The sequence below is a fragment of the Sphingomonas endophytica genome (assembly GCF_001476895.1).
GTDB classification, from domain to species: Bacteria; Pseudomonadota; Alphaproteobacteria; order Sphingomonadales; family Sphingomonadaceae; genus Sphingomonas; species Sphingomonas endophytica_A.
The window spans coordinates 1-19,342 of record NZ_LDTB01000019.1 but is presented as its reverse complement, the minus strand read 5'-3'; the positions used below and the strand labels follow the sequence as shown (position 1 = coordinate 19,342).

The following is a 19,342-nucleotide window of genomic DNA, read 5'->3' as shown; positions in this document are numbered from 1 at the left end:
CCGCAGGCAAGCCGCGCCAGGGCTCCATCCCTTGATCCATGTTCCTAAGTTTTTTAGCGAAGCGCCAACGCGACGGGCAAATTACGATGAAATCGCAACGGTTTGATGGAGTGGCCCCGAAAGGCAAAACCCTATTGTCTGATAAATGAGTTGGTGCGATAAGTCAGACAAGGCACCGCGAAGTGCCCGACATCGATGGGGGAGGATGAAAATGAAGGGGTTCCGTCATTCCGTGGCTGCGGGCGCATCGCTCGGCGTGCTGGCGCTGCTGGGCGCGACGCCCGCCGCCGCACAGGCCGCGCCGGCCGCTGCCGCCGCCGGTCAGGCGACCGCGTCGGCGACCGTCGACCAGGTGCAGAGCGGCGAAGTCAACGAACAGGACGTGATCGTCACCGGCGTGCGCGAGAGCCTTCGTTCCGCGCAGGCGCTGAAGCGCAACGCCGACCAGATCATGGACTCGGTGCAGGCGCAGGACATCGGCAAGCTTCCGGACGTCAACACGACCGAAGCGCTTCAGCGTATCCCGGGCGTGCAGATCCAGCGCCGCTACGGTGAGGGCGCGACCGACTTCGATCACCGTACCCAGCCGGCGGTCACCGTGCGCGGCCTGACCCAGGTGCAGAACTTCCTCGACGGTCGTGCGGTCTATTCGGCCTCGGGCGGCCGTGCGTTCGACCTCGAGGGCATTCCGCCCGAACTGCTTGCCGGGATCGACGTCTACAAGAACGCGCCCGCCAACATCATCGAGGGCGGCGTCGGCGGCGCGGTCAACCTGCGCACCCGTCTTCCCTTCGATAAGCCGGGACAGGTCGTCAGCCTGACCGCGCGCGGCAACTACTACGACCGCGCCGACAAGGCGGGCTATGCGGTATCGGGGCTCTACAGCAACCGCTACGACACCGGGATCGGCGAGATCGGCCTGCTGGTGAACGCGGTATTCTCGAAGAGCAATTATCGTCAGGACGGTCTGCTGGCCGGGCCGTTCGGCGAGGCGCGCCCCGGCTCGATCGCGAATGCCCCCGCCAACGCCAAGATCCCGTACGGCTTTGAAATCTACGACGACACGGGCGATCGCAAGCGCTTCGGTATCGCCGCGGCGCTGCAGTGGCAGGCCAGCGACGACGTGCTGGTGACCGCGCAATATCAGGGCACGAAATACTGGTTCAACCGGACCGGCGCCTATTACTATGATTTCAACAATCTGCCCGCGAACCAGTATAATGCGGCGGGTCAGGTGACGACCTACAACACGCTGCCGACGCCGGGTGCCGCCTTCACCTTCAACAAGGAAGGGTATGCGACCAGCGGCGCGCTGTCGCCGCAGACCTTCGAGACCGGGCGTTTCGATCAGGAATTGTGGAGCGCCAGCCAGAACTACGTGTTCAACGTCGGGTGGCAGGCCACCGATCGCGCGAAGGTCAGCTTCGACGTTCAGTACCTGAAGTCCTATTACAATGCCGATCGCAACGGCCACGTTCTGTCGCTTTACACGCGCACCGGGCAGAATGCCCTGACGACGCCGCATTCGACCGGCGTCGTGTTCGACTTGCGCGGCAAGTATCCGCGCTGGGACGTCACCAACCCGACGCTGCTCAACAGCGCCTCCAGCTACACCACGCCGTTCATCGCCGATTCGTTGCAGCGGAACGATGCGGACACGCTCGCGCTGGCGTATGACATCGAATATAACGTCGACGGTGGCTTCCTGAAGAAGCTGCGTGGCGGCGCGCGGTTCGCCGACAATACGATCGACCTGCGTGGCACGTGGAACGGCGTCTGCCTGACCGCGCTGGGGCCCAACGGCGCCTGTTCGGCACCGGCCGGCACGCCGCTGATCCCGCTCAGCCAGAATCCGCAGCTGGCGATGAAGGGGCCGTCGAAGAACTGGTTCGACGGCAACACCGTCAAGGGCGGCCTGCTGTACCCGGCGTTCCCGGCGGGCGACGGCGTATGGGCGCAGACCAAGGCGCTGTACGCGCTGTTCGGCGCGAAGACGAAGGACGCCTTCACTCCGGGTGACCTGAACAATCAGACCGAGAAGACCTATACCGCCTGGGGCGTCGCCGATTACGAATTCAACCTCGGCAGCATCCGGTTCGACGGCGGCGCAGGCGCGCGGATCGTCCGCACCGACGTCACCTCGCGCGGGACGCAGTTCAACAGCGACGGCAGCAGCGCGCCGCTGGCGCTGAAAAACCGCTATGTTCGCGTTCTGCCCAGCGTCAACCTGCGGGCGCGGCTCACCGACGACTTCCAGATGCGCTTCGTCTATTCGCGCGGCCTGGCCCGTGCGAACTTCGACCAGCTGTCGACCAACATCACGCTCAACAACCCCAATCAGGTGAACGCCGCGACCGGCCGTCCCAGCGCCAGCTCCGGCAACCCGCGTCTCAGCCCGATCGACTCGGACAACTTCGACCTGACCGCCGAATGGTATTTCGCCCCGGCGGGCTCGCTGACCGGCGGCCTGTTCTACAAGAAGGTCGATGGCTTCCTCGCCAGCGGGCGTGTGGTCGGTGTCTTCAACGGCATCGCCTATGACGTGAATACGGTCGTCAATTCGGGCAGCGGCACCGTGAAGGGGGCGGAAGTCGCCTATCAGCAGTTCTTCGACTTCCTGCCGGGCCTGCTGAGCGGTCTGGGGATCCAGGCGAACTACACCTATGTCGACTCAAACGTCGAAAATCCGTTTGCGGGCAACAACCCCAACGCCCCGCGCCAACTGCCGCTCGAGAAGCTTTCGAAGCACAGCTACAATCTGATCGGCCTGTACGAAAAGGGGCCGGTCACCGCGCGTGTCGCGTACAACTGGCGATCGGCGTGGCTGGATCAGACCACCGGCAGCGGCGCGAACGGCGAGGCGCAGTTCGCGCGTCCCTATGCCTCGCTCGACGCGTCGATCAGCGTCAACGTGACCGAGCATATCGCGATGTCGATCGATGCGGTGAACCTGAACAATCGCATGAACGTCCTCTACATCGGCACGCCCGCCGCGCCGCTGCAATATCAGCTCAACGACCGGCGCTTCGGCCTCTCGTTGCGCGCCACCTACTGACTTCTCCCCTCGACCGGCACGGCGTAACAACCGTGCCGGTCGCTTTTTTCGTCACGGGGACATATGGAACAGCAACGCGACGACGGTCCCATGCGCCGGATCGTCATCGTCGGCGGGGGCACCGCCGGATGGATGGCCGCCGCGGCGCTGTCGCGGGTATTGGGGCCCGCCGGCCCCGCGATCACGCTGATCGAATCCGAGGAGATCGGCACGGTCGGCGTCGGCGAGGCGACGATCCCGCCGCTTCAGGCCTTCAACACGCTGCTCGGCATCGACGAGGACGCGTTCGTTCGCGCGACCAATGGCACCTTCAAGCTCGGGATCGAGTTCGTCGATTGGGGGCGGATCGGCCAGCGCTATTTTCACCCGTTCGGCGTCTATGGCATCGACAACGGCGCGGTGCCGTTCGAGGCGCTGTGGCGGCGGATGCGCCAGGCCGGCGGGGCCGGGCCGCTGGCCGATTATTCGATCTGCGCCGCCGCCGCAGCGAACGGGCGGTTCCTGCGGCCCCAACCCGGCAACACGCCGCTCGCGCAGATCGGCTATGCCTTCCACTTCGATGCCGCGCTTTACGCCGCGTTCCTGCGCCGCCATGCCGAGGCGGCCGGGGTGGTGCGACACGAGGGGCGCGTCGTCGATGTGACGCGCCGCGCCGGCGACGGCTTCATCGCGTCGGTCACGCTGGTGGACGGCACGCGCGTCGAGGGCGACTTCTTTATCGATTGCTCCGGCTTCCGTTCGCTACTGCTCGGCGACACGCTGGGCACCGGCTTCGTCGACTGGAGCCACTGGCTTCCGAATGACCGGGCGGTCGCGGTGCCCAGCGCGATGGTCGGCGCGCCGACGCCCTATACGCGTTCGACCGCGCATGGTGCCGGCTGGCAATGGCGCATCCCGCTCCAGCACCGCACCGGCAACGGCCATGTCTATGCCAGCGCGCATCTGTCCGAGGACGAGGCGACGGCGACGCTGCTCGCCGGGCTCGACGCGCCCGCGCTCGCCGATCCGCGCGTGCTGCGCTTTCGCGCCGGGCGGCGCGCGGCGTTCTGGGTCGGCAATTGCGTCGCGCTCGGGCTGGCGAGCGGATTTCTGGAACCGCTCGAATCGACCAGCATCCATCTGGTGCAGGCCGGGGTCGCGCGGCTTCTGGAAATGCTGCCGACCCGCGCGTGCGCACCGGCCGATACCGCGCGCTACAACCGGCTGATGATCGCGGAGGTCGACAGCATCCGCGACTTCATCATCCTGCATTTCCACGCCAGCGCGCGCGACGACACCGCATACTGGCGTGATCTCGCCGCGATGCCGATTCCCGATACGCTGGCGGAGCGGATCGCGATCTATCGCCGGACGGGGCGCGTCTATCGTGAGGGCGACGAACTCTTCACGCGCACCAGCTGGCTGGCGGTGATGGAGGGTCAGGGGCTGACCGCCGAGGGCTACGATCCGGTCGCGGCCGGGATGCCGGAGGCGGAGGCGCGTGCGCGACTGGCGCGAATCGCGGCGGTCACGGCAGAGGCGGCGCGACGGATGCCCGCTCACGCCGACTTCATCGCCCGCCACTGCGCGGCCTAGCGCTCAGGCCGCCGCGCTACCACTCCTCGTCATATCGCGGGTCGTCATATCCCTCGCCGTCCTCCGGCGGCGGTCCGCGCCGGTCGTCCGGCACGCGCACCCGCTCGCGTTCGCGCGGCTCTGGGGGCTGCGGCAGCTCGATGCCGAGCTGGCGCAGGCGATCGACCGCATCCTCGATCGTCGGCGGGGCCGCGTCCAGCGCGCGGCCGAACTCGTCGATCGCGCCCTCCATATTGTCGGTCGGCACCGCCAGGTCGTCTTCGGCCGGCGCGACGACGATCGGGATGTTCAGCGCCGACATCATGAACTGCCGCCAGATCTGCGCCGGGATGCCGCCGCCGTGCAGGCCGGGGTTGGGCGAGCTGTCGTCCTTGCCGACCCAGACGCCGACGACCAGGTTGCCCGCGAAGCCGATGAACCAGCCGTCGCGGCCGCCCTGGCTGGTTCCCGTCTTGCCGAACGCCTCGACCGGCAGGTTCGCGTCGCGCCCCGTGCCGCGGATCGAGGAGCCGAGCAGCGAGCGCATCTCGTCGCGGATCCTGGCCGGCATCTCGCTGTCGCGGCCCGCGATCTTTTCGTACCAGCTGGCGCTGCGGTTGCCCTCCACCCCGCGCGGCGTCACCGGATAGCGGCCGCTGGCGAGCGCGGCATAGGCGCCGGTCAGCTCCAGCAGCGACACCTCCGACGTGCCCAGCCCGATCGTCGCCTCATTGGCGATCGGCGTGGTGATGCCCAGGTCGCGCGCGGTCTTGATGACGTTGCGGACGCCGACCTCTTGCGTCAGCCGCGCCGCCACGACGTTCGAGGACCGGGCGAACGCACGCCGCAACGTGATCGGGCCGAGATAGCGTCCGTCGTCGTTGCGCGGCTTCCACCCGGCGATCTCGACCGGCGAATCATCGCGCACGTCGTCGGGGGTCAGCCCGGCGCGCAGCGCGGCGAGATACACGAACAGCTTGAAGGTCGATCCCGGCTGGCGCTTCGCCTGCACCGCGCGGTTGAACGCGCTGGAGCGATAGTCCTTGCCGCCGACCATCGCGACGACCTGTCCGTCGGGCCGCATCGCGACCAGCGCCGCCTGCATCCCGCGAAGGTTCGCCTGTCGCACCACGCGCTCGGCAGTCGCCTGCAGTCCGCGATCGAGCGTCGTCTTCACCGTCGCCTCGGTGCCGGCATCGCCCGCCACCTCGCGCGCGGTCGGAAGCACCCAGTCCGCGAAATAGGTGCCGGTCGGCAGCGTATCGGCGCGCGCGGGCAGCACGCGCTGCGGCTGGACCGCCGCCGCCTCCCGCTTCGTCAGGAATCCGGCATCGACCATCGCGCCGACCACCACCGCCTGCCGCGCGCGCGCGCCCTTCAGGTTGCCGGTGGGGGCGAGCCGTGACGGCGCCTTGACCAGCCCGGCCAGCATCGCGGCCTGCCCGACGTTCAGCTTCTGCGGCGTGCGGCCGAAATAATGCTTCGACGCCGCCGTGATCCCATAGACGTTGTCGCCGAAATAGACGTTGGACAGATAGCGCGAGAGGATCTCGTCCTTCGTCAGCCACGCTTCCAGCCAGAAGGCGATCATGACCTCGCGGATCTTGCGCGCGGCGGTGCGGTCCGAATCGAGGAAGGCGTTCTTCGCCAGCTGCTGCGTGATCGTCGATCCGCCCTGCCGGACCCCGCCCGACCCGACGTTCGCCCAGGCAGCGCGCGCGATCCCGCGCGGGTCGATCCCCCAGTGCGAATAGAAGCGCCGGTCCTCGATCGCCAGGAACGCCTCGCGGACATGCGGCGGCAGCGTACTGGCGTCGACGGGCGCGCCGATGATCGCGCCGCGCCGCGCGATCGGCGTGTTGTCGGCGGCGGTCAGCGTGATCGACGGCGGCGTCGGCGGCTTGAGCGAGCGCGACAGCGGTGCCGTCACCGCCAGCCAGATCACCGCCAGCACGAACAGCACGATCGAGGCAGCCAGCCCGCGCACGATCCATTTGCCCCAGGCGATGCGGCGGCGCGGCGGCGGCGAATCGTACCCGCCGCCGTCACCGCCGCCGAAACGCGATTCGCGTGCCGGTTCCGCGTCGTGCCAGGGGCCGAACGAGGGCAGGGGGTCGGGTGCCGCACCATCGCCGGGCAGATCGCCGCGTGCGTGGTTGTAGCGGACGCGGCCGGTATCGTAGGGATCGGGGCGCATGGCTGTTGGTGTCTTACGCTGATATGACAGTTGTCGCAAGCGGCGCCCGCGTGGTCGGTAAGGATAGCCAAATGCTGGATGATACGAAAGGCGCGGACGCGCCGTTGGTGGTGGGGATCGGCGGGACGATCGGCGGCGTCTCCTCGACGGAGCGCGCGCTGCGCATCGCGCTCGCCGAAACCGCCGCGCAGGGCTATCGCACGCGGCTGTTCGGCGGTGCCGACATGGCGCGACTGCCGCTCTACGATCCGCGCGCCACGTCGCGCACCGAGGAGGAACAGGCGTTCGTCGCGGCGGTGCGACAGGCGTCGGCGATCATCATCGCCAGTCCCGGCTATCACGGCAGCATTTCGGGCGTGGTCAAGAACGCGCTCGATCTGCTGGAGGAAACCGCGCGCGATTCGCGGCCGTATCTCGCCGACATGCCGGTCGGTTTGATCGCCACCGCTTATGGCTGGCAGGCGACCGGTTCGACGATCGCGGCGCTGCGCTCGATCGTCCATGCGCTGCGCGGCTGGCCGACGCCGTTCGCGGCCGCGATCAATACGCAGGTGACGCGCTTCGACGACGAAGGCGGGGCCAGCGACCCGGCGGTGGTCGAGCAGTTGCGGCTGATCGGGCGGCAGGTGGCGCGCTTCGCGCCGCTCGGCCAGGCGGCGCCCGCCGCATGACCCTTCGCCCGCGCCGCAGCGCCCTGTTCCTGCCCGCATCGAACGCGCGCGCGATCGAGAAGGCGCGCGGGCTGCCGTGTGACGTCGTGATCCTCGACCTGGAGGATGCGGTCGCGCCGGCGCAGAAGGTCGCCGCGCGCGACGCGGCGGTGGCGGCGGTCCGCGCCGGCGGGTTCGGCGCGCGGGAGCTGGTGGTGCGCGTCAACGGGTCCGACACCGAATGGGGCGCGGGCGATCTCGCGGCGCTCGGCCGGTCCGGCGTCGCGGCGGTGCTGCTGCCCAAGGTGGGCGACGCGGACACGTTGCACCGCGCGCGGGCACGTCTCGGCGACGGGCCGGCCTTGTGGGCGATGATCGAGTCATGCGACGGCGTGCTGGCGCTGCGCGAGATCGCGGCCGCCGCGCCCGCGACCGGGCTTGCGGCGCTGGTGATCGGCCCCAACGATCTGGCGCGCGAGCTGCGCTGTCGCCCCGGCGCCGATCGCGCGCCCTTGTGGCCGATTCTCGGCCAGGTGGTGCTGGCGGCGCGCGCGGCGGGGCTGGTCGCGCTCGACGGCGTCATCAACACGCTCGACGATCTGGACGCGATCGCGGCGGAATGTCGTCAGGGCCGCGACTGGGGTTTCGATGGCAAGACGTTGATCCACCCGGCCCAGATTGCCCCGGCGAACGACGCGTTCGGCCCGACGGCGGCGGAGATCGCGGCCGCGTGCGTGCTGGCCGATGCCTTCATCGGGCGCGAGGACGATGGCGCGATCCGCATCGACGGACGGATGGTCGAACGTCTCCATCTGGAGGCGGCGCGCCGGACGCTGGCGCTGGCGGAGGCGATCGCGGCGCGCAACTGACCGCGCTCCGCGCTGTCCGCCTCACTCCCGCGTCGGCTATTCCCGGCAATATCCTTCGCCCGGCTTGACGATCAGGCAGTCCTTCTTGCCCGCCAGCCATTTCAGCCCCGTGGCGTCGCCGGCGCCCGGCACCGCCGTCTCCGCCACGCCGTTCCGCACGAATCGCAGGCCCTCGGCGGTCACCGATCCGTCGAACGTGCCGCGATGGTCGAGATCCCATTGCATCTCCATCGCCACCCCGCCGCCTTGCCGCCGGGTGACGTTCAGGAACATCCCCTCCACCCCGATCCAGCGGCCGAGATAGCGTTCCTCGGTCGCGGCCGCGTCGGCGGGGTTGGGGCGCACCACCGGCGCATCGTCGACGCGCGCGCTCGGCGTGGCGCTCGGCGAGGGGGCGGGTTGCGCGCAGGCGGCGAGCGCGAGCGGCGCGGCGATCAGGAAACGCATCGTCATGGCGCGACAACCCTTCGTGGCGGGGCCGCGTTCCGGGTAGCGTTCGCGCGCGCACGTCGCTAGAGCGCATCGCATTCTGACACTCCGGGAGTCGATCCGTTGCGTATCGCCATCGCCTGCGACCATGCCGCCGTCTTTCTGAAGGACGATCTGCGTGACTGGCTGACGGGTGAGGGGCATGAGGTGCTCGACCTCGGCACGCACGGCAGTGCCAGCGTCGACTATCCGGATTATGGCCGCAAGCTGGGCGACGCGCTCGCCGCGGGACAGGCCGAGCGCGGGATCGCGATCTGCGGTTCCGGCATCGGCATCATGATCGCCGCCAACCGCAACCCGGCGGTGCGGTGCGCCCTGGTGTCGGAGCCGCTGTCCGCCGAACTGGCGCGTGCCCACAACGACGCCAATGCGCTGGCGCTCGGCGCGCGGCTGATCGGCCCCGAAATGGCGCGCGCCTGCGTCCGCGCTTTCCTCTCCACCGATTTCCTCGGCGGGCGCCACGCCGCCCGCGTCGACATGCTCAAGGAGCCCGCATGAGCACCAACCCGACCTCGCTTTCGCAGATCCAGCCGGAAGGTTTTTTCACGCGCGGCCTCGCCGACGCCGATGCGGCGGTCTTCGCCGGTGTCGAGCATGAGCTCACCCGCGAGCAGACGCAGATCGAGCTGATCGCGTCGGAGAATATCGTCAGCCGCGCGGTGCTCGAGGCGCAGGGCTCGGTATTCACCAACAAGTACGCCGAGGGCTATCCCGGCAAGCGTTACTATCAGGGGTGCCACCCGTCGGACGAGGTCGAGCAGCTGGCGATCGACCGCGCCAAGGCGCTGTTCGGCTGCGGCTTCGTCAACGTGCAGCCGCATTCCGGCGCGCAGGCGAACGGCGCGGTGATGCTCGCGCTGGTGAAGCCGGGCGAGACGATCATGGGGCTCAGCCTCGACGCCGGTGGCCACCTGACCCACGGCGCGCGCGCGGCGATGAGCGGCAAGTGGTTCAATGCGGTGCAGTACGGCGTCACCGCCGACACGCACCTGATCGACTATGACGCGGTGGAAAAGCAGGCCGTCGAGACGCAGCCGAAGCTGATCATCGCGGGCGGCTCGGCCTATCCGCGCCACATCGACTTCGCGCGCTTCCGCGCCATCGCGGACAAGGTCGGCGCGTTCTTCATGGTCGATATGGCGCACTTCGCCGGGCTGGTCGCGGGCGGCGTCCATCCGACCCCGTTCGGCCATGCGCACGTCGTCACCACCACCACGCACAAGACGCTGCGCGGGCCGCGCGGCGGCATGGTGCTGACGGATGACGAGGGCGTAGCCAAGAAGATCAATTCGGCGGTGTTCCCGGGGCTGCAGGGCGGGCCGCTTATGCATGTCGTCGCCGCCAAGGCGGTCGCGTTCGGCGAGGCGCTCCGTCCCGAGTTCAAGGCCTATGCCGCCGCCGTGGTCGAAAACGCCAAGGTGCTGGCCGCGACGCTCAAGGAGCGTGGTGCTGATCTGGTGTCGGGCGGCACCGACACGCATCTCGCGCTGGTCGATCTCACCCCGCTCGGCATCACCGGCCGCGACGCGGACGAGGCGCTGGAGCGCGCCGGCATCACATGCAACAAGAACGGCATCCCCGACGACCCGCTGCCCCCGGTCAAGACCAGCGGCATCCGCGTCGGCAGTCCGGCCGGCACCACGCGCGGCTTCGGCGTGGCCGAGTTCCGCGAGATCGGCAACATGGTCGCCGATGTGCTCGACGGGCTGCGCGCCAAGGGTGAGGCGGGCGATCCGGCGGTCGAGGCGAATGTGCGGGAACGTGTTCGCGCGCTGTGCGCTCGGTTCCCGATCTACAGCTAAGGAGAACGATCGATGGCCGATTTCGACAGCAAGGTGAACGAAGTGCGCGGCACGGTGAAGAACACGCCGGGCCTGGGCAAGAGCATGGCGAAGTGGAGCGCGCTGGGCGCGGTCGTCGCCATCCCGCTGCCGGTGGTCGGGCCGATCTTCGGCGCGATCGCGGGTGCGGCCTATGCCTATCGCAAGGGCACCAAGAACAAGTGATCCGCTGAATGCGCTGCCCGTTCTGCGGCCATGACGCCAGCCAGGTGAAGGACAGCCGCCCCACCGACGACGGGGCGGCGATCCGGCGGCGTCGTCAATGCGAGGGCTGCGCGGCGCGCTTCACCACCTTCGAGCGCATTCAGCTGCGCGACCTGACGGTGGTGAAGAGCGAATCCCGCCGCGAACCGTTCGATCGCGAAAAGCTGCTGCGGTCGATCGCGATCGCGGCGCGCAAGCGGCCGGTCGAGCCGGTCCGGCTGGAGAAGCTGGTCAGCGGCATCCAGCGGCAGCTGGAGACGAGCGGCGAAGCCGAGGTGTCGTCAAAGCGGATCGGCGAGATGGTGATGGAGGGGCTGAAGGGGCTGGATTCGGTCGCCTATATCCGCTTCGCCAGCGTCTATCGCGAGTTCGGCGAGGCGCGCGATTTCGAGGAATTCGCGGGCAGCGTCGAGGAAGCGGGGCGGGGCTAGCGATTCGAATCCCGCCGTGTTCGTCCGGGTATGACGCACGACGGACGGCGCCCGGGCCCGTTGCGGACCGATCCCCCTCCGCGCGCGTCGAAGCAAGCGCCGATCGCCGGCGCGTCTGCGATGCGTTGCGCGCGGCGGCGATCCCGCCCACAGAGCACGCCGCCCGGTCATCGGGGCATATCGAACGGACATCATGAGCGACTCGCCCACCCCATCCGCCATCACCCCGCCCCCCGTCATCGTGCTCGTCCGCCCGCAACTGGGCGAGAACATCGGCAAGGCGGCGCGCGCGATGCTCAATTTCGGGCTGGTCGAGTTGCGCCTCGTCGCGCCGCGCGACGGCTGGCCGAACCCCAGCGCCGGCCCCGCCGCGTCGGGCGCGGATATCGTGCTCGACCGCGCCCAGGTGTTCGAGAGCGTCGCCGACGCCGTCGCCGATTGCGCGCACGTCTATGCCACCACCGTGCGCAAGCGGGGCGTGACCAAGCCGGTCGTCACCCCCGAACAGGCCGCGGACGCGATCCATGCCGGGCCGGGGCGCGCGGCGATCCTGTTCGGGCCGGAGCGGTCGGGACTGGAAACGGACGATGTCGCGGTCGCGCGAACGATCGTCACCGTCCCGATCAACCCCGAGTTCGGCAGCCTCAACCTGGCGCAGGCGGTGATCCTGATCGCCTATGAATGGTCGAAGGGGCAGGGGCTGGCCAGCCCGCCGGCCACCGATCTCGAACCGCCCGCGCCGCAGGAGGAACTGGACGGAATGATCGCGCAGCTCGACGCCATGCTCGACGGCGCGGGCTATTTCTTCCCGCCCGATCGTACGCCCGCGACGCGCCGGATGCTGCGCACGCTGCTGACGAAGCCGGGCTGGTCCAGCCAGGAGGTGCGCAGCGTGCGCGGCGTCCTGTCGGCGCTGTCGCCGCGGCGCCCGCGCGGCGGCTGACCGTCAGTCGATCTGCGGGCTGGGCGGGCGTCCGTCGCGATAGGCGATCCCCGGCCGATCCAGCGGTAGCCCGGCGGCGACCGCGCGCTTGATGATCAACCGGATCGATCCGTGGCGTGCATCAGCGGCAGGGCCGGAATGTTCGCACGGGCGCAGCGCGCGCGGGGCGATCAACAGTCCGGCGCGCGACCGGATATACAGTCCGTCCGGTCCCGACATGGGTGCGACACGGCGGCGGACCGTGGTGTCGGGCAGCGACAGCGCCCGTGCGACTTCCGCCACGCGCACCGCATGGCGCGGCAGAAGCGTGCGGCAGCCGTCGATCATCGCCTGCGGATCCGCCGCGAAACGCTGTCCGTTGGCATGGAGCACGGCCGAGAAGATCGCCAGGTCAATCGCCTCGGGGCAGATCGCACGGTTGCTGTCGATCAGCGCCAGCATCAGGTCGCAGGCCGCGCACACGCCGTGACGCACGTCGAAGGTCGTGCCGGCCGGTCTCGGCTCGACGGGGAAGATGCCGGCCGCCACCCCGTCGTCGAGCAGCCGGACGAAGCAATCATGCCCGAAGCGCATCTTCACCACCGTGTCGGCCCTTGCCCAGAACCCGGCGGACAGCGTCACCCCGGTGGCGGTGCGTTCGCAGATGCCGGCCTCGATCAGTGCGCTGATGTGGCGGCGGACGGTCTCGAACGGGCGCCCGAGCGACAAGGCGGCGGAGTGGACGGAGATCGTGCCGTCGCGGGCATGGCGCGACAGGCTGGTGCGCATCAGAAAGCAGAAGACGAGGAAGCGATCGAGGTTGCCGGAAAAGGCCCGCAGGCCGGCGATATTCATGCTGGTGTGAAATTCGGCCAGCAGACGCGCGGCCACTGCGATCGGGCCCCTCTGCAAGGGGGGGGGGTCGGCACTGGCAGGTTGTGGCAGAGTCACCGCGTAGATCGGCACCGTTTCCGTCCTCGTGCGCAGTGTCAACGCCTACGGCCACGGGGTGCGCCAGGTGCGAATGCAAAGGGGGTGGCCCCTCGGAAATCCACCAATCCACGCGATCGTCTGGTAGGAGCAGTGAGCGCGATGGAAAAAAAATACAAGCCATTATAACGTAAGTTAACGGTACCATTTCCTTTTTTGAGACGCTTTCTGTCCAAGGCCAGGAGACTGCCGGAGCCGCCGGCGGGTTGATTCCGCCGGCGGCCAGGGTCGCGGCACAGGTCCGACTACGCCACGGGCTGCGCGATGCCGATCGGTGTCTGCGGACGACCCGCCAGCGCATCGGCCAGCGCGGCGCGATCCAGCTTGCCCTCCCAGCGCGCCACGACGATCGCCGCCACCGCATTGCCGACGAAATTGGTCAGGCTGCGGCATTCGCTCATGAAGCGGTCGACGCCCAGGATCAGCGCCATGCCCGCGACCGGCACGGTCGGCACGATCGACAGCGTCGCGGCCAGGGTGATGAAGCCCGCGCCGGTCACGCCCGCCGCGCCCTTCGACGACAGCATCGCCACCGCCAGCAGCATCAACTGCTGCCCGATCGACAGCTCGACGTTGCACGCCTGCGCGATGAACAGCGCCGCCAGCGTCATGTAGATGTTGGTGCCGTCCAGGTTGAACGAATAGCCGGTCGGCACGACCAGCCCGACGACGCCGCGATCGCAGCCCGCCGCCTCCAGCTTCGTCAGCAGCCCCGGCAGCGCCGGCTCCGACGACGAGGTGCCGAGCACCAGCAGCAACTCGCCCTTCAGATAGGCGATCAGCCGCAGGATCGAGAAGCCGTGCGCCCAGGCGACCAGCCCCAGCACGCCGAACACGAAGACCGCCGACGTCAGGTAGAAGGTCGCGACCAGCCCGCCCAGGTTGACGAGGCTGCCGACCCCATATTTGCCGACCGTGAAGGCGATCGCGCCGAACGCGCCCAGCGGGGCGACGCGCATCAGGATCGCGACGATGCGGAAGACGACGATGTTCAGCCGCTCGATCAGGTCCAGGATCGGCCGCGCCGGATCGCCGACCAGGCTCAGCGCGACGCCGAACAGGATCGCGACCAGCAGCACCTGCAGGATGTTGCCCTGCGTCAGTGCGGAGATCAGCGTATCGGGGATGATGTTCAGCACGAAGCCGGTCAGCGTCGTGTCATGCGCCTTTTCCGCATAATCGGCGATCTTGGTGGCATCCAGCGTCGCGGGATTGATGTTCATGCCCGCGCCCGGCTGGACGACATTGGCGACGACCATCCCGACGACCAGCGCCAGCGTCGAGAAGAACAGGAAGTAGCCGAAGGCCTTGCCCGCGACCCGGCCGACCGCGCGCAACTCGCGCAGGCCGGCGATGCCGCTGACCAGGGTCAGGAAGATGACCGGCGCGATCACCATCTTGACCAGCTTGATGAAGCCGTCGCCCAGCGGCTTCAGCGCCTCGCCGAGCGTCGGATGGAAATGGCCGAGGATCGCGCCGGCGACGATCGCGATCAGCACCTGCACGTACAGGTGGTGGTGGAGCCGACGTGGTCCTTCGGCGGCGGGTGGGAATGTGGTCGGGTGCATGTCCTCTCCTGCGTCCAGCATCGGACGTCGTGGGACTCAGCGTATCGCGATCGTCTCCCCGCGCCAAAGACGTGAGCGACGCTTGGCAAGCATCTGTTATATAACCGTAAATATCTCGGGCGGTATCTGTGCCGTGCGGGCCGTGTGCAAAACCCCGCCATCGTCGTGCGGGCGGTGTGCCATTATCCGCACGTTACGGTCGCCCGGCGCGCTCCCAGTCGGCGATACCCGCGACCGCGGTGGCGACGTCGATCGTCGGCCGGTATCCGGTCTCCAGCATCCGCCGGATGGCATAGCGGACCGGCGTGCGGAACCGTACCAGCTCGTCATGCGACGGCGTGCGCGCGACGAAGCGGTGCAGCGGCGCGGGGGCGCGCCCGGTCGCGACGATCGCCTTGGCCAGCTTGCGCGCCGCCAGCGTCGTGCTGCCCGGCAGCCGCCCTGTCGGAGGCGGTGCGGCGATTGCGACGCGCAACGCCTCCAGATAGCCGTCCCAGGTCGGGATGTCGGCGCCGTTGACGTTGAACGTGCCAGCGATCGCGGCCGGTGCGGTGGCGAGGTGCGTGATGAAGCCGGCGAGATCGTCGACATGGACCAGGTTGGCGTCGCCCTGTCCCGCCGCGCCCAGCGCCGGCCAGCGTCCGTCCCGCAGCCGGTCGAGATACGGCGTCGTCCACTGCGCGCTGCCCGGGCCGTAGATCAGCGTCGGGCGCAGGATGGCGACCGCCGTCGCCCCGGCGGCGGTGCGGCACGTCTCCTCCGCCGCGACCTTCGCCGCCCCATAAGCGCCGTGCGGGCGATCGATGGGTGCGCCCTCGTCGATCACTCCCTCGACCGCGCCATAGACCGCGACCGAGCTGAGCTGGATGAAGCGTTGCACCCCGGCCGCGCACGCGGCGGCGAGCGTGTTGCGCGTCCCCTCGACGATCACGCGCGTGTCGCGCGGACCGCCGACCGCGGTATGCACCACCGTCTCCACCCCCTGCATCGCGGCGGCCAGCGCGGCGGGGTCGAGCACGTCCAGTGCCCGCTCTCCCGGCGGCGGCCGGCGGAATCCCGCGATCACCGTCCGCCCGCGCGCGCGCAGCGCCGCCACGCTGGCGCGCCCGACGAACCCGCCCGCGCCCGTCACCAGCACCGTGCCGGTCATGCGCCGCACTCCTGCAGATGGTCCGCCAGCCGCAGCGCCAGCGCGATCGCGGTCAGCGTCGGATTGGCCTGGCTCGACGTCGGAGTCACCGCCGAGCTGGCGACATACAGGTTGGCGACGCCGTGGACGCGGCAGTCGCGATCCACCACGCCGTCGCGCGGCGTGTCGCTCATCCGCGTCGTGCCGCTGTGATGCCCACCATAGGCGGCGGCATCCAGCAACGCGTCCTCCAGCGCCGCCTCGTCATAGTCGAGCGTCCCCGTACCGGTGCGCGCCAGTTCGTCGCGGATCAGCCGATAGGTGGCGCGCGCCGAATCGAAGTCCGCCGCCGCCACCCGCCAGTCGACCTTCAGCCGCCGCATCCCCAGCGCGTCGCGCGCCTCGGTCAGCAGCACCCGGCTGTCCCAGTTGGGCGACTGTTCGCTGACGAATTCCAGCGGATAGCGATTGTCGCGCGCCGGCAGCGCGATCGACGGGATGCGGCGCGACGCCAGATAGCGTTTCACGCCCCAGGTGCGGACGAAGTTGAACAGCTGGACCGGGTGCCGCGCGATATTGCCGACATGGCGCAGATACGGCCCCAGCGAGCGATCCGCCTCGCGCGCGCCGCGGCTGTACTCATATTTCACCGCGAACGCGGCGAGGAACATCAGCGACAGCACCGGATCGCCGTGCGACGGATCGTTGGCGTCGCGGATATGGAGCCGGACAGTCGCGTTCAGCAGCCGGCGCTGCCGCTGCGCCGCCGGGGTGGGCGCCAGCCGGCGGCGGATGTAAATGCCCTCGGCGTCGCGCTCGTAATCGAAGCCGATGCTGTTGGGCGCGCCGGTGAAGTGCGCCATCCCGAACGTCGCGGCCAGATGGCACATATAGCCGCGCCCCAGCCACCCGCCCGCGTTACCCGGCCCGTGCCGCACCACGTCGTCGGAGGCGAGCAGCAGCCGCGCCGTCTCCAGCCCCCCCGCCGCCAGCACATAGGCGCGCGCGCGGACCGGCCAGCGCGTTCCGTTCGGCGTCGCCACCTCCAGATGATCGACGCTGTTTCCGTCATGCGCCAGCCGCACCGCCGTCACCGGCGCGTGCGTGATGACGCGGACGTTCGCGGCGCGGGTCAGTTGCTCGCCATAGCGGGTCCAGAAATTGGTGGGGCGGCTGAACCGCTCGATCGTGGTGTGCAGCCATTCGCCGTCCAGCCCCGGCACGATCGGCGCGGACGGGGTGTGGTCGAACGCCCCCGCCTCCGCCGCCTCCATCGCGGCGGGATAGTAACGCGCGACCTCGTCGTAGGTGATCGGCCAGCCCGACTGCGCGACCCACGGGCGCGGCTCGAAATCGATCGGGTCGAACGGGATCGACCGCCCGCCCCACAGCGACGTGGTCCCGCCCAGCGCGCGGACGCGATAGGTGTCGAGCGGCCAGTGCACGCGCGGGTCCGCGAGCTCGCCGGCATAGGCGTCCTGCACGCCGGGCTCCGCCTGCGCGCCGCCCGCCTCCAGCACCAGCACGTTCATCCCCAGCGCGGCGCATCGCGCCGCGAGCGTCAGCCCCGCCGCGCCCGATCCGACGATGCAGATGTCGGCTGGTTCGGGTAAGCTGTTCAAGTCGCTGGCATCGGCGCGCACGCTGGTTCCCCCGTTATCGCACCGCCGGGGTAGCATGCCGTCGCGCGGGGGCAAGCGCGACGGCATGCGGCACGACATGGGTTACAGGATCGCGCGCACGATCGCGGCGGCCTGCACGTCATAGGCCCAGGCGGCCTCGTGGATATTGTCGGGCAGCGCGCCGCTGGCCTGCGCCATCGCGCGTCCGCCCAGCAGCGCCTCCTCGTCGACGAACAGGCAGTCGGTCTCGAACGCCAGCGCGCGCAACGCCGCCCGCCACTGCGCGCGCGTCGCATCCGCGCCCAGCGCCGGCGCGGTCCCGCCCGCCGCCGGCCAGGTCAGGATCACGCTGCCCGTCATCTTCGCCTGCTGCACGATCGTCCGCAGGTTGCCGAGCCATGTGCCCATCGCCAGCCCCTGCGCGATATCGTTGGTGCCCAGGTTCACGACCGTCAGGTGCGGCGCATAGCTGGCCAGCGCGGCGGCGGGCGAGAACGCCGCCGTCATGTCGGCCTGATAGGCGGAGGTGACGCCGAACACGCCGAAATTGGCGATCTCGACGCCCGGCCGGCTGCTGTCCCACGCCATCAGCCCGAACAGCAGCAGGTTGGTCGCGGTGCCGGCGCGGGTGACGACGATCGGGCTGGTGTCGCGCGTGGAGAAGCTGACCTCGTACCGCAGGAACCCGTTGACCGCGCCGGACGGCGTGATCGTCACGCTCTCGCTGCCCTTCGCGACGGTAAAGGCTGGGCGGTCGCTGCCGTTGCGGAAGAACACCGAACAGCGATCGGTCGCCACCGTCGGCTGGAACTGCCCCGGATTGGCGTTGCCCGCCGCCATCGCCCCGCCGCCCAGCGACGCGTTGCCGCCGGTCCAGCCGCTGAACCCGCTGCGCCGCGGGTCATAGGCGGTCAGGTCGGCGATCGTGCCGATCCCGGCGGTGCCGAAGAAGCCGTCGGTGCGTACCGGCACCCCGGCGGCGGCTAGCAGCGCCGCGACCCGCGCCGGCCGCGACCGGGCGAAGGCGTTGACGGTACCCGACGATCCGGTGCCCGCCCCCGCGCCCATCGTCTTGCTGTCGCCGACGAAAGCGATGCGCGCCACGTCGCCGGTGCCGCTGCGCACCCGCCCGCGCGCCGCCGCCCAGGCGAGCAGGTTGGTGGCGGTCGCGTTCTCCACCGCCGGCACCGGGGCGCCGGCCCGCGCCAGCGCGGCGGCGGTCACGCCCCCGCCGATCGATCCTGACATGCGCGTCATCTCAGGCCTCCGCGATCAGATAGGTGGCGGTGGTGCCGGTCGCGCGGACATATTGGGCGCGCACTGCGATATAGCTGGCGTCGGGCAGGTTGCGGTACGTCACGTCCGCGCTACCGCCGACACCGCGCAGCACCACCGTGCCGCCGCCGCCGACATAGATGCCCTTCGGAATCGTCGGCAGCGGACTGGCATCGTCGGGCTGGATCGCGAACGGCGCGGTCGACGGCGCCAAGGCGCTGTCGGCGTGCGACTGAAAGGGATCGGGCATGTGCTATCCTCCAATGACAAGCAGGATGTTCCTGATATGTTCAAATGGACGATGTAGGACAGCCCCCCGCTGCGGTTCCGCTTTTGGGTTGGCGACGAGGCGCTTAACCTCTAGGAATCGTGGCGTGCGGGTCGGTTCGGCCCGTGCGTGTCCGTGCAGACGAGGGATAGCGTAACACGATGGCCCGCTCGCTGACCCTCGATTCCGATTCGCCCGCCATGGACCTGTCCCTTAACAACATCTTACGCTGCCGACGAAGAGGACAGTGTAAGTCGCGTAGGTTCGAGGAACATTAA

The 19,342-nt window shown here is 69.4% G+C and carries 17 protein-coding genes; 9 read left to right on the top strand and 8 right to left on the bottom strand.

The window, feature by feature from the left end:
• Positions 1-211: 211 nt before the first annotated feature.
• On the top strand, positions 212-3,055 hold the full coding sequence (locus tag NS334_RS07395; RefSeq protein ID WP_058755336.1) for a TonB-dependent receptor: 2,844 nt from the start codon (positions 212-214) through the stop codon (positions 3,053-3,055).
• A 90-nt stretch (positions 3,056-3,145) separates the two neighbouring features.
• On the top strand, positions 3,146-4,630 hold the full coding sequence (locus NS334_RS07390; protein ID WP_206542639.1) for a tryptophan halogenase family protein: 1,485 nt from the start codon (positions 3,146-3,148) through the stop codon (positions 4,628-4,630).
• A gap of 16 nt (positions 4,631-4,646) precedes the next feature.
• Here NS334_RS07390 and NS334_RS07385 read toward each other — a convergent pair whose 3' ends face one another.
• Positions 4,647-6,806 carry a transglycosylase domain-containing protein gene (locus NS334_RS07385; protein ID WP_058755334.1) on the bottom strand — a complete coding sequence of 720 codons (2,160 nt, stop codon included), beginning with the start codon at positions 6,804-6,806 and terminating at the stop codon, positions 4,647-4,649.
• A 71-nt stretch (positions 6,807-6,877) separates the two neighbouring features.
• Between NS334_RS07385 and NS334_RS07380 the strand changes: the two genes are divergently transcribed.
• Both NS334_RS07380 and NS334_RS07375 read left to right on the top strand, forming a co-directional pair.
• The gene (locus tag NS334_RS07380; RefSeq protein ID WP_058755333.1) at positions 6,878-7,477 is read left to right on the top strand and encodes an NADPH-dependent FMN reductase; all 600 of its coding nucleotides are present in this window, start codon (positions 6,878-6,880) and stop codon (positions 7,475-7,477) included.
• Positions 7,474-8,325, top strand: coding sequence for an HpcH/HpaI aldolase/citrate lyase family protein (locus NS334_RS07375; protein ID WP_058755332.1), 852 nt, complete (start codon positions 7,474-7,476; stop codon positions 8,323-8,325). The genes NS334_RS07380 and NS334_RS07375 overlap by 4 nt, the downstream gene beginning before the upstream one ends.
• A gap of 36 nt (positions 8,326-8,361) precedes the next feature.
• Here NS334_RS07375 and NS334_RS07370 read toward each other — a convergent pair whose 3' ends face one another.
• Positions 8,362-8,778 carry a hypothetical protein gene (locus NS334_RS07370; RefSeq protein ID WP_058755331.1) on the bottom strand — a complete coding sequence of 139 codons (417 nt, stop codon included), beginning with the start codon at positions 8,776-8,778 and terminating at the stop codon, positions 8,362-8,364.
• Between the two features lie 99 nt (positions 8,779-8,877).
• On the opposite strand from NS334_RS07370, the gene rpiB reads away from it, so the two are divergent.
• The 5 genes from rpiB to NS334_RS07345 all read left to right on the top strand — a co-directional run bounded on the left by rpiB (position 8,878) and on the right by NS334_RS07345 (position 12,233).
• Positions 8,878-9,312 carry a ribose 5-phosphate isomerase B gene (rpiB, locus tag NS334_RS07365; RefSeq protein ID WP_058755330.1) on the top strand — a complete coding sequence of 145 codons (435 nt, stop codon included), beginning with the start codon at positions 8,878-8,880 and terminating at the stop codon, positions 9,310-9,312.
• Positions 9,309-10,616, top strand: a complete 1,308-nt coding sequence (gene glyA / locus NS334_RS07360) for a serine hydroxymethyltransferase (RefSeq protein ID WP_058755329.1) — start codon at positions 9,309-9,311, stop codon at positions 10,614-10,616. Before rpiB ends, glyA begins: the two co-directional genes overlap by 4 nt.
• Positions 10,617-10,628: 12 nt before the next feature.
• The gene (locus NS334_RS07355; RefSeq protein ID WP_058755328.1) at positions 10,629-10,820 is read left to right on the top strand and encodes a hypothetical protein; all 192 of its coding nucleotides are present in this window, start codon (positions 10,629-10,631) and stop codon (positions 10,818-10,820) included.
• 8 nt (positions 10,821-10,828) lie between these two features.
• Positions 10,829-11,290 (top strand): transcriptional regulator NrdR, encoded by a 462-nt coding sequence (gene nrdR, locus NS334_RS07350; RefSeq protein WP_058755327.1) that lies wholly within the window; start codon positions 10,829-10,831, stop codon positions 11,288-11,290.
• A gap of 193 nt (positions 11,291-11,483) precedes the next feature.
• On the top strand, positions 11,484-12,233 hold the full coding sequence (locus tag NS334_RS07345; protein WP_058755326.1) for an RNA methyltransferase: 750 nt from the start codon (positions 11,484-11,486) through the stop codon (positions 12,231-12,233).
• A 3-nt stretch (positions 12,234-12,236) separates the two neighbouring features.
• On the opposite strand, the gene NS334_RS07340 is transcribed toward NS334_RS07345, so the two are convergent.
• From NS334_RS07340 to NS334_RS07315, 6 genes are all read right to left on the bottom strand, one after another.
• A complete protein-coding gene (locus NS334_RS07340; RefSeq protein ID WP_058755325.1) occupies positions 12,237-13,103 on the bottom strand; it encodes a hypothetical protein in 867 nt (288 codons plus the stop codon).
• A gap of 344 nt (positions 13,104-13,447) precedes the next feature.
• The gene (locus NS334_RS07335) at positions 13,448-14,770 is read right to left on the bottom strand and encodes a dicarboxylate/amino acid:cation symporter (protein WP_058755351.1); all 1,323 of its coding nucleotides are present in this window, start codon (positions 14,768-14,770) and stop codon (positions 13,448-13,450) included.
• A gap of 193 nt (positions 14,771-14,963) precedes the next feature.
• Entirely contained in the window at positions 14,964-15,920 is a 957-nt protein-coding gene (locus NS334_RS07330; RefSeq protein ID WP_153002629.1) for an NAD-dependent epimerase/dehydratase family protein, read from the bottom strand.
• On the bottom strand, positions 15,917-17,521 hold the full coding sequence (locus NS334_RS07325) for an FAD-dependent oxidoreductase (protein ID WP_206542638.1): 1,605 nt from the start codon (positions 17,519-17,521) through the stop codon (positions 15,917-15,919). Before NS334_RS07325 ends, NS334_RS07330 begins: the two co-directional genes overlap by 4 nt.
• A 102-nt stretch (positions 17,522-17,623) precedes the next feature.
• Positions 17,624-18,778 carry an SGNH/GDSL hydrolase family protein gene (locus tag NS334_RS07320; protein ID WP_058755322.1) on the bottom strand — a complete coding sequence of 385 codons (1,155 nt, stop codon included), beginning with the start codon at positions 18,776-18,778 and terminating at the stop codon, positions 17,624-17,626.
• A gap of 1 nt (position 18,779) precedes the next feature.
• Positions 18,780-19,046 (bottom strand): spike base protein, RCAP_Rcc01079 family, encoded by a 267-nt coding sequence (locus NS334_RS07315; RefSeq protein WP_058755321.1) that lies wholly within the window; start codon positions 19,044-19,046, stop codon positions 18,780-18,782.
• Positions 19,047-19,342 lie beyond the last annotated feature (296 nt).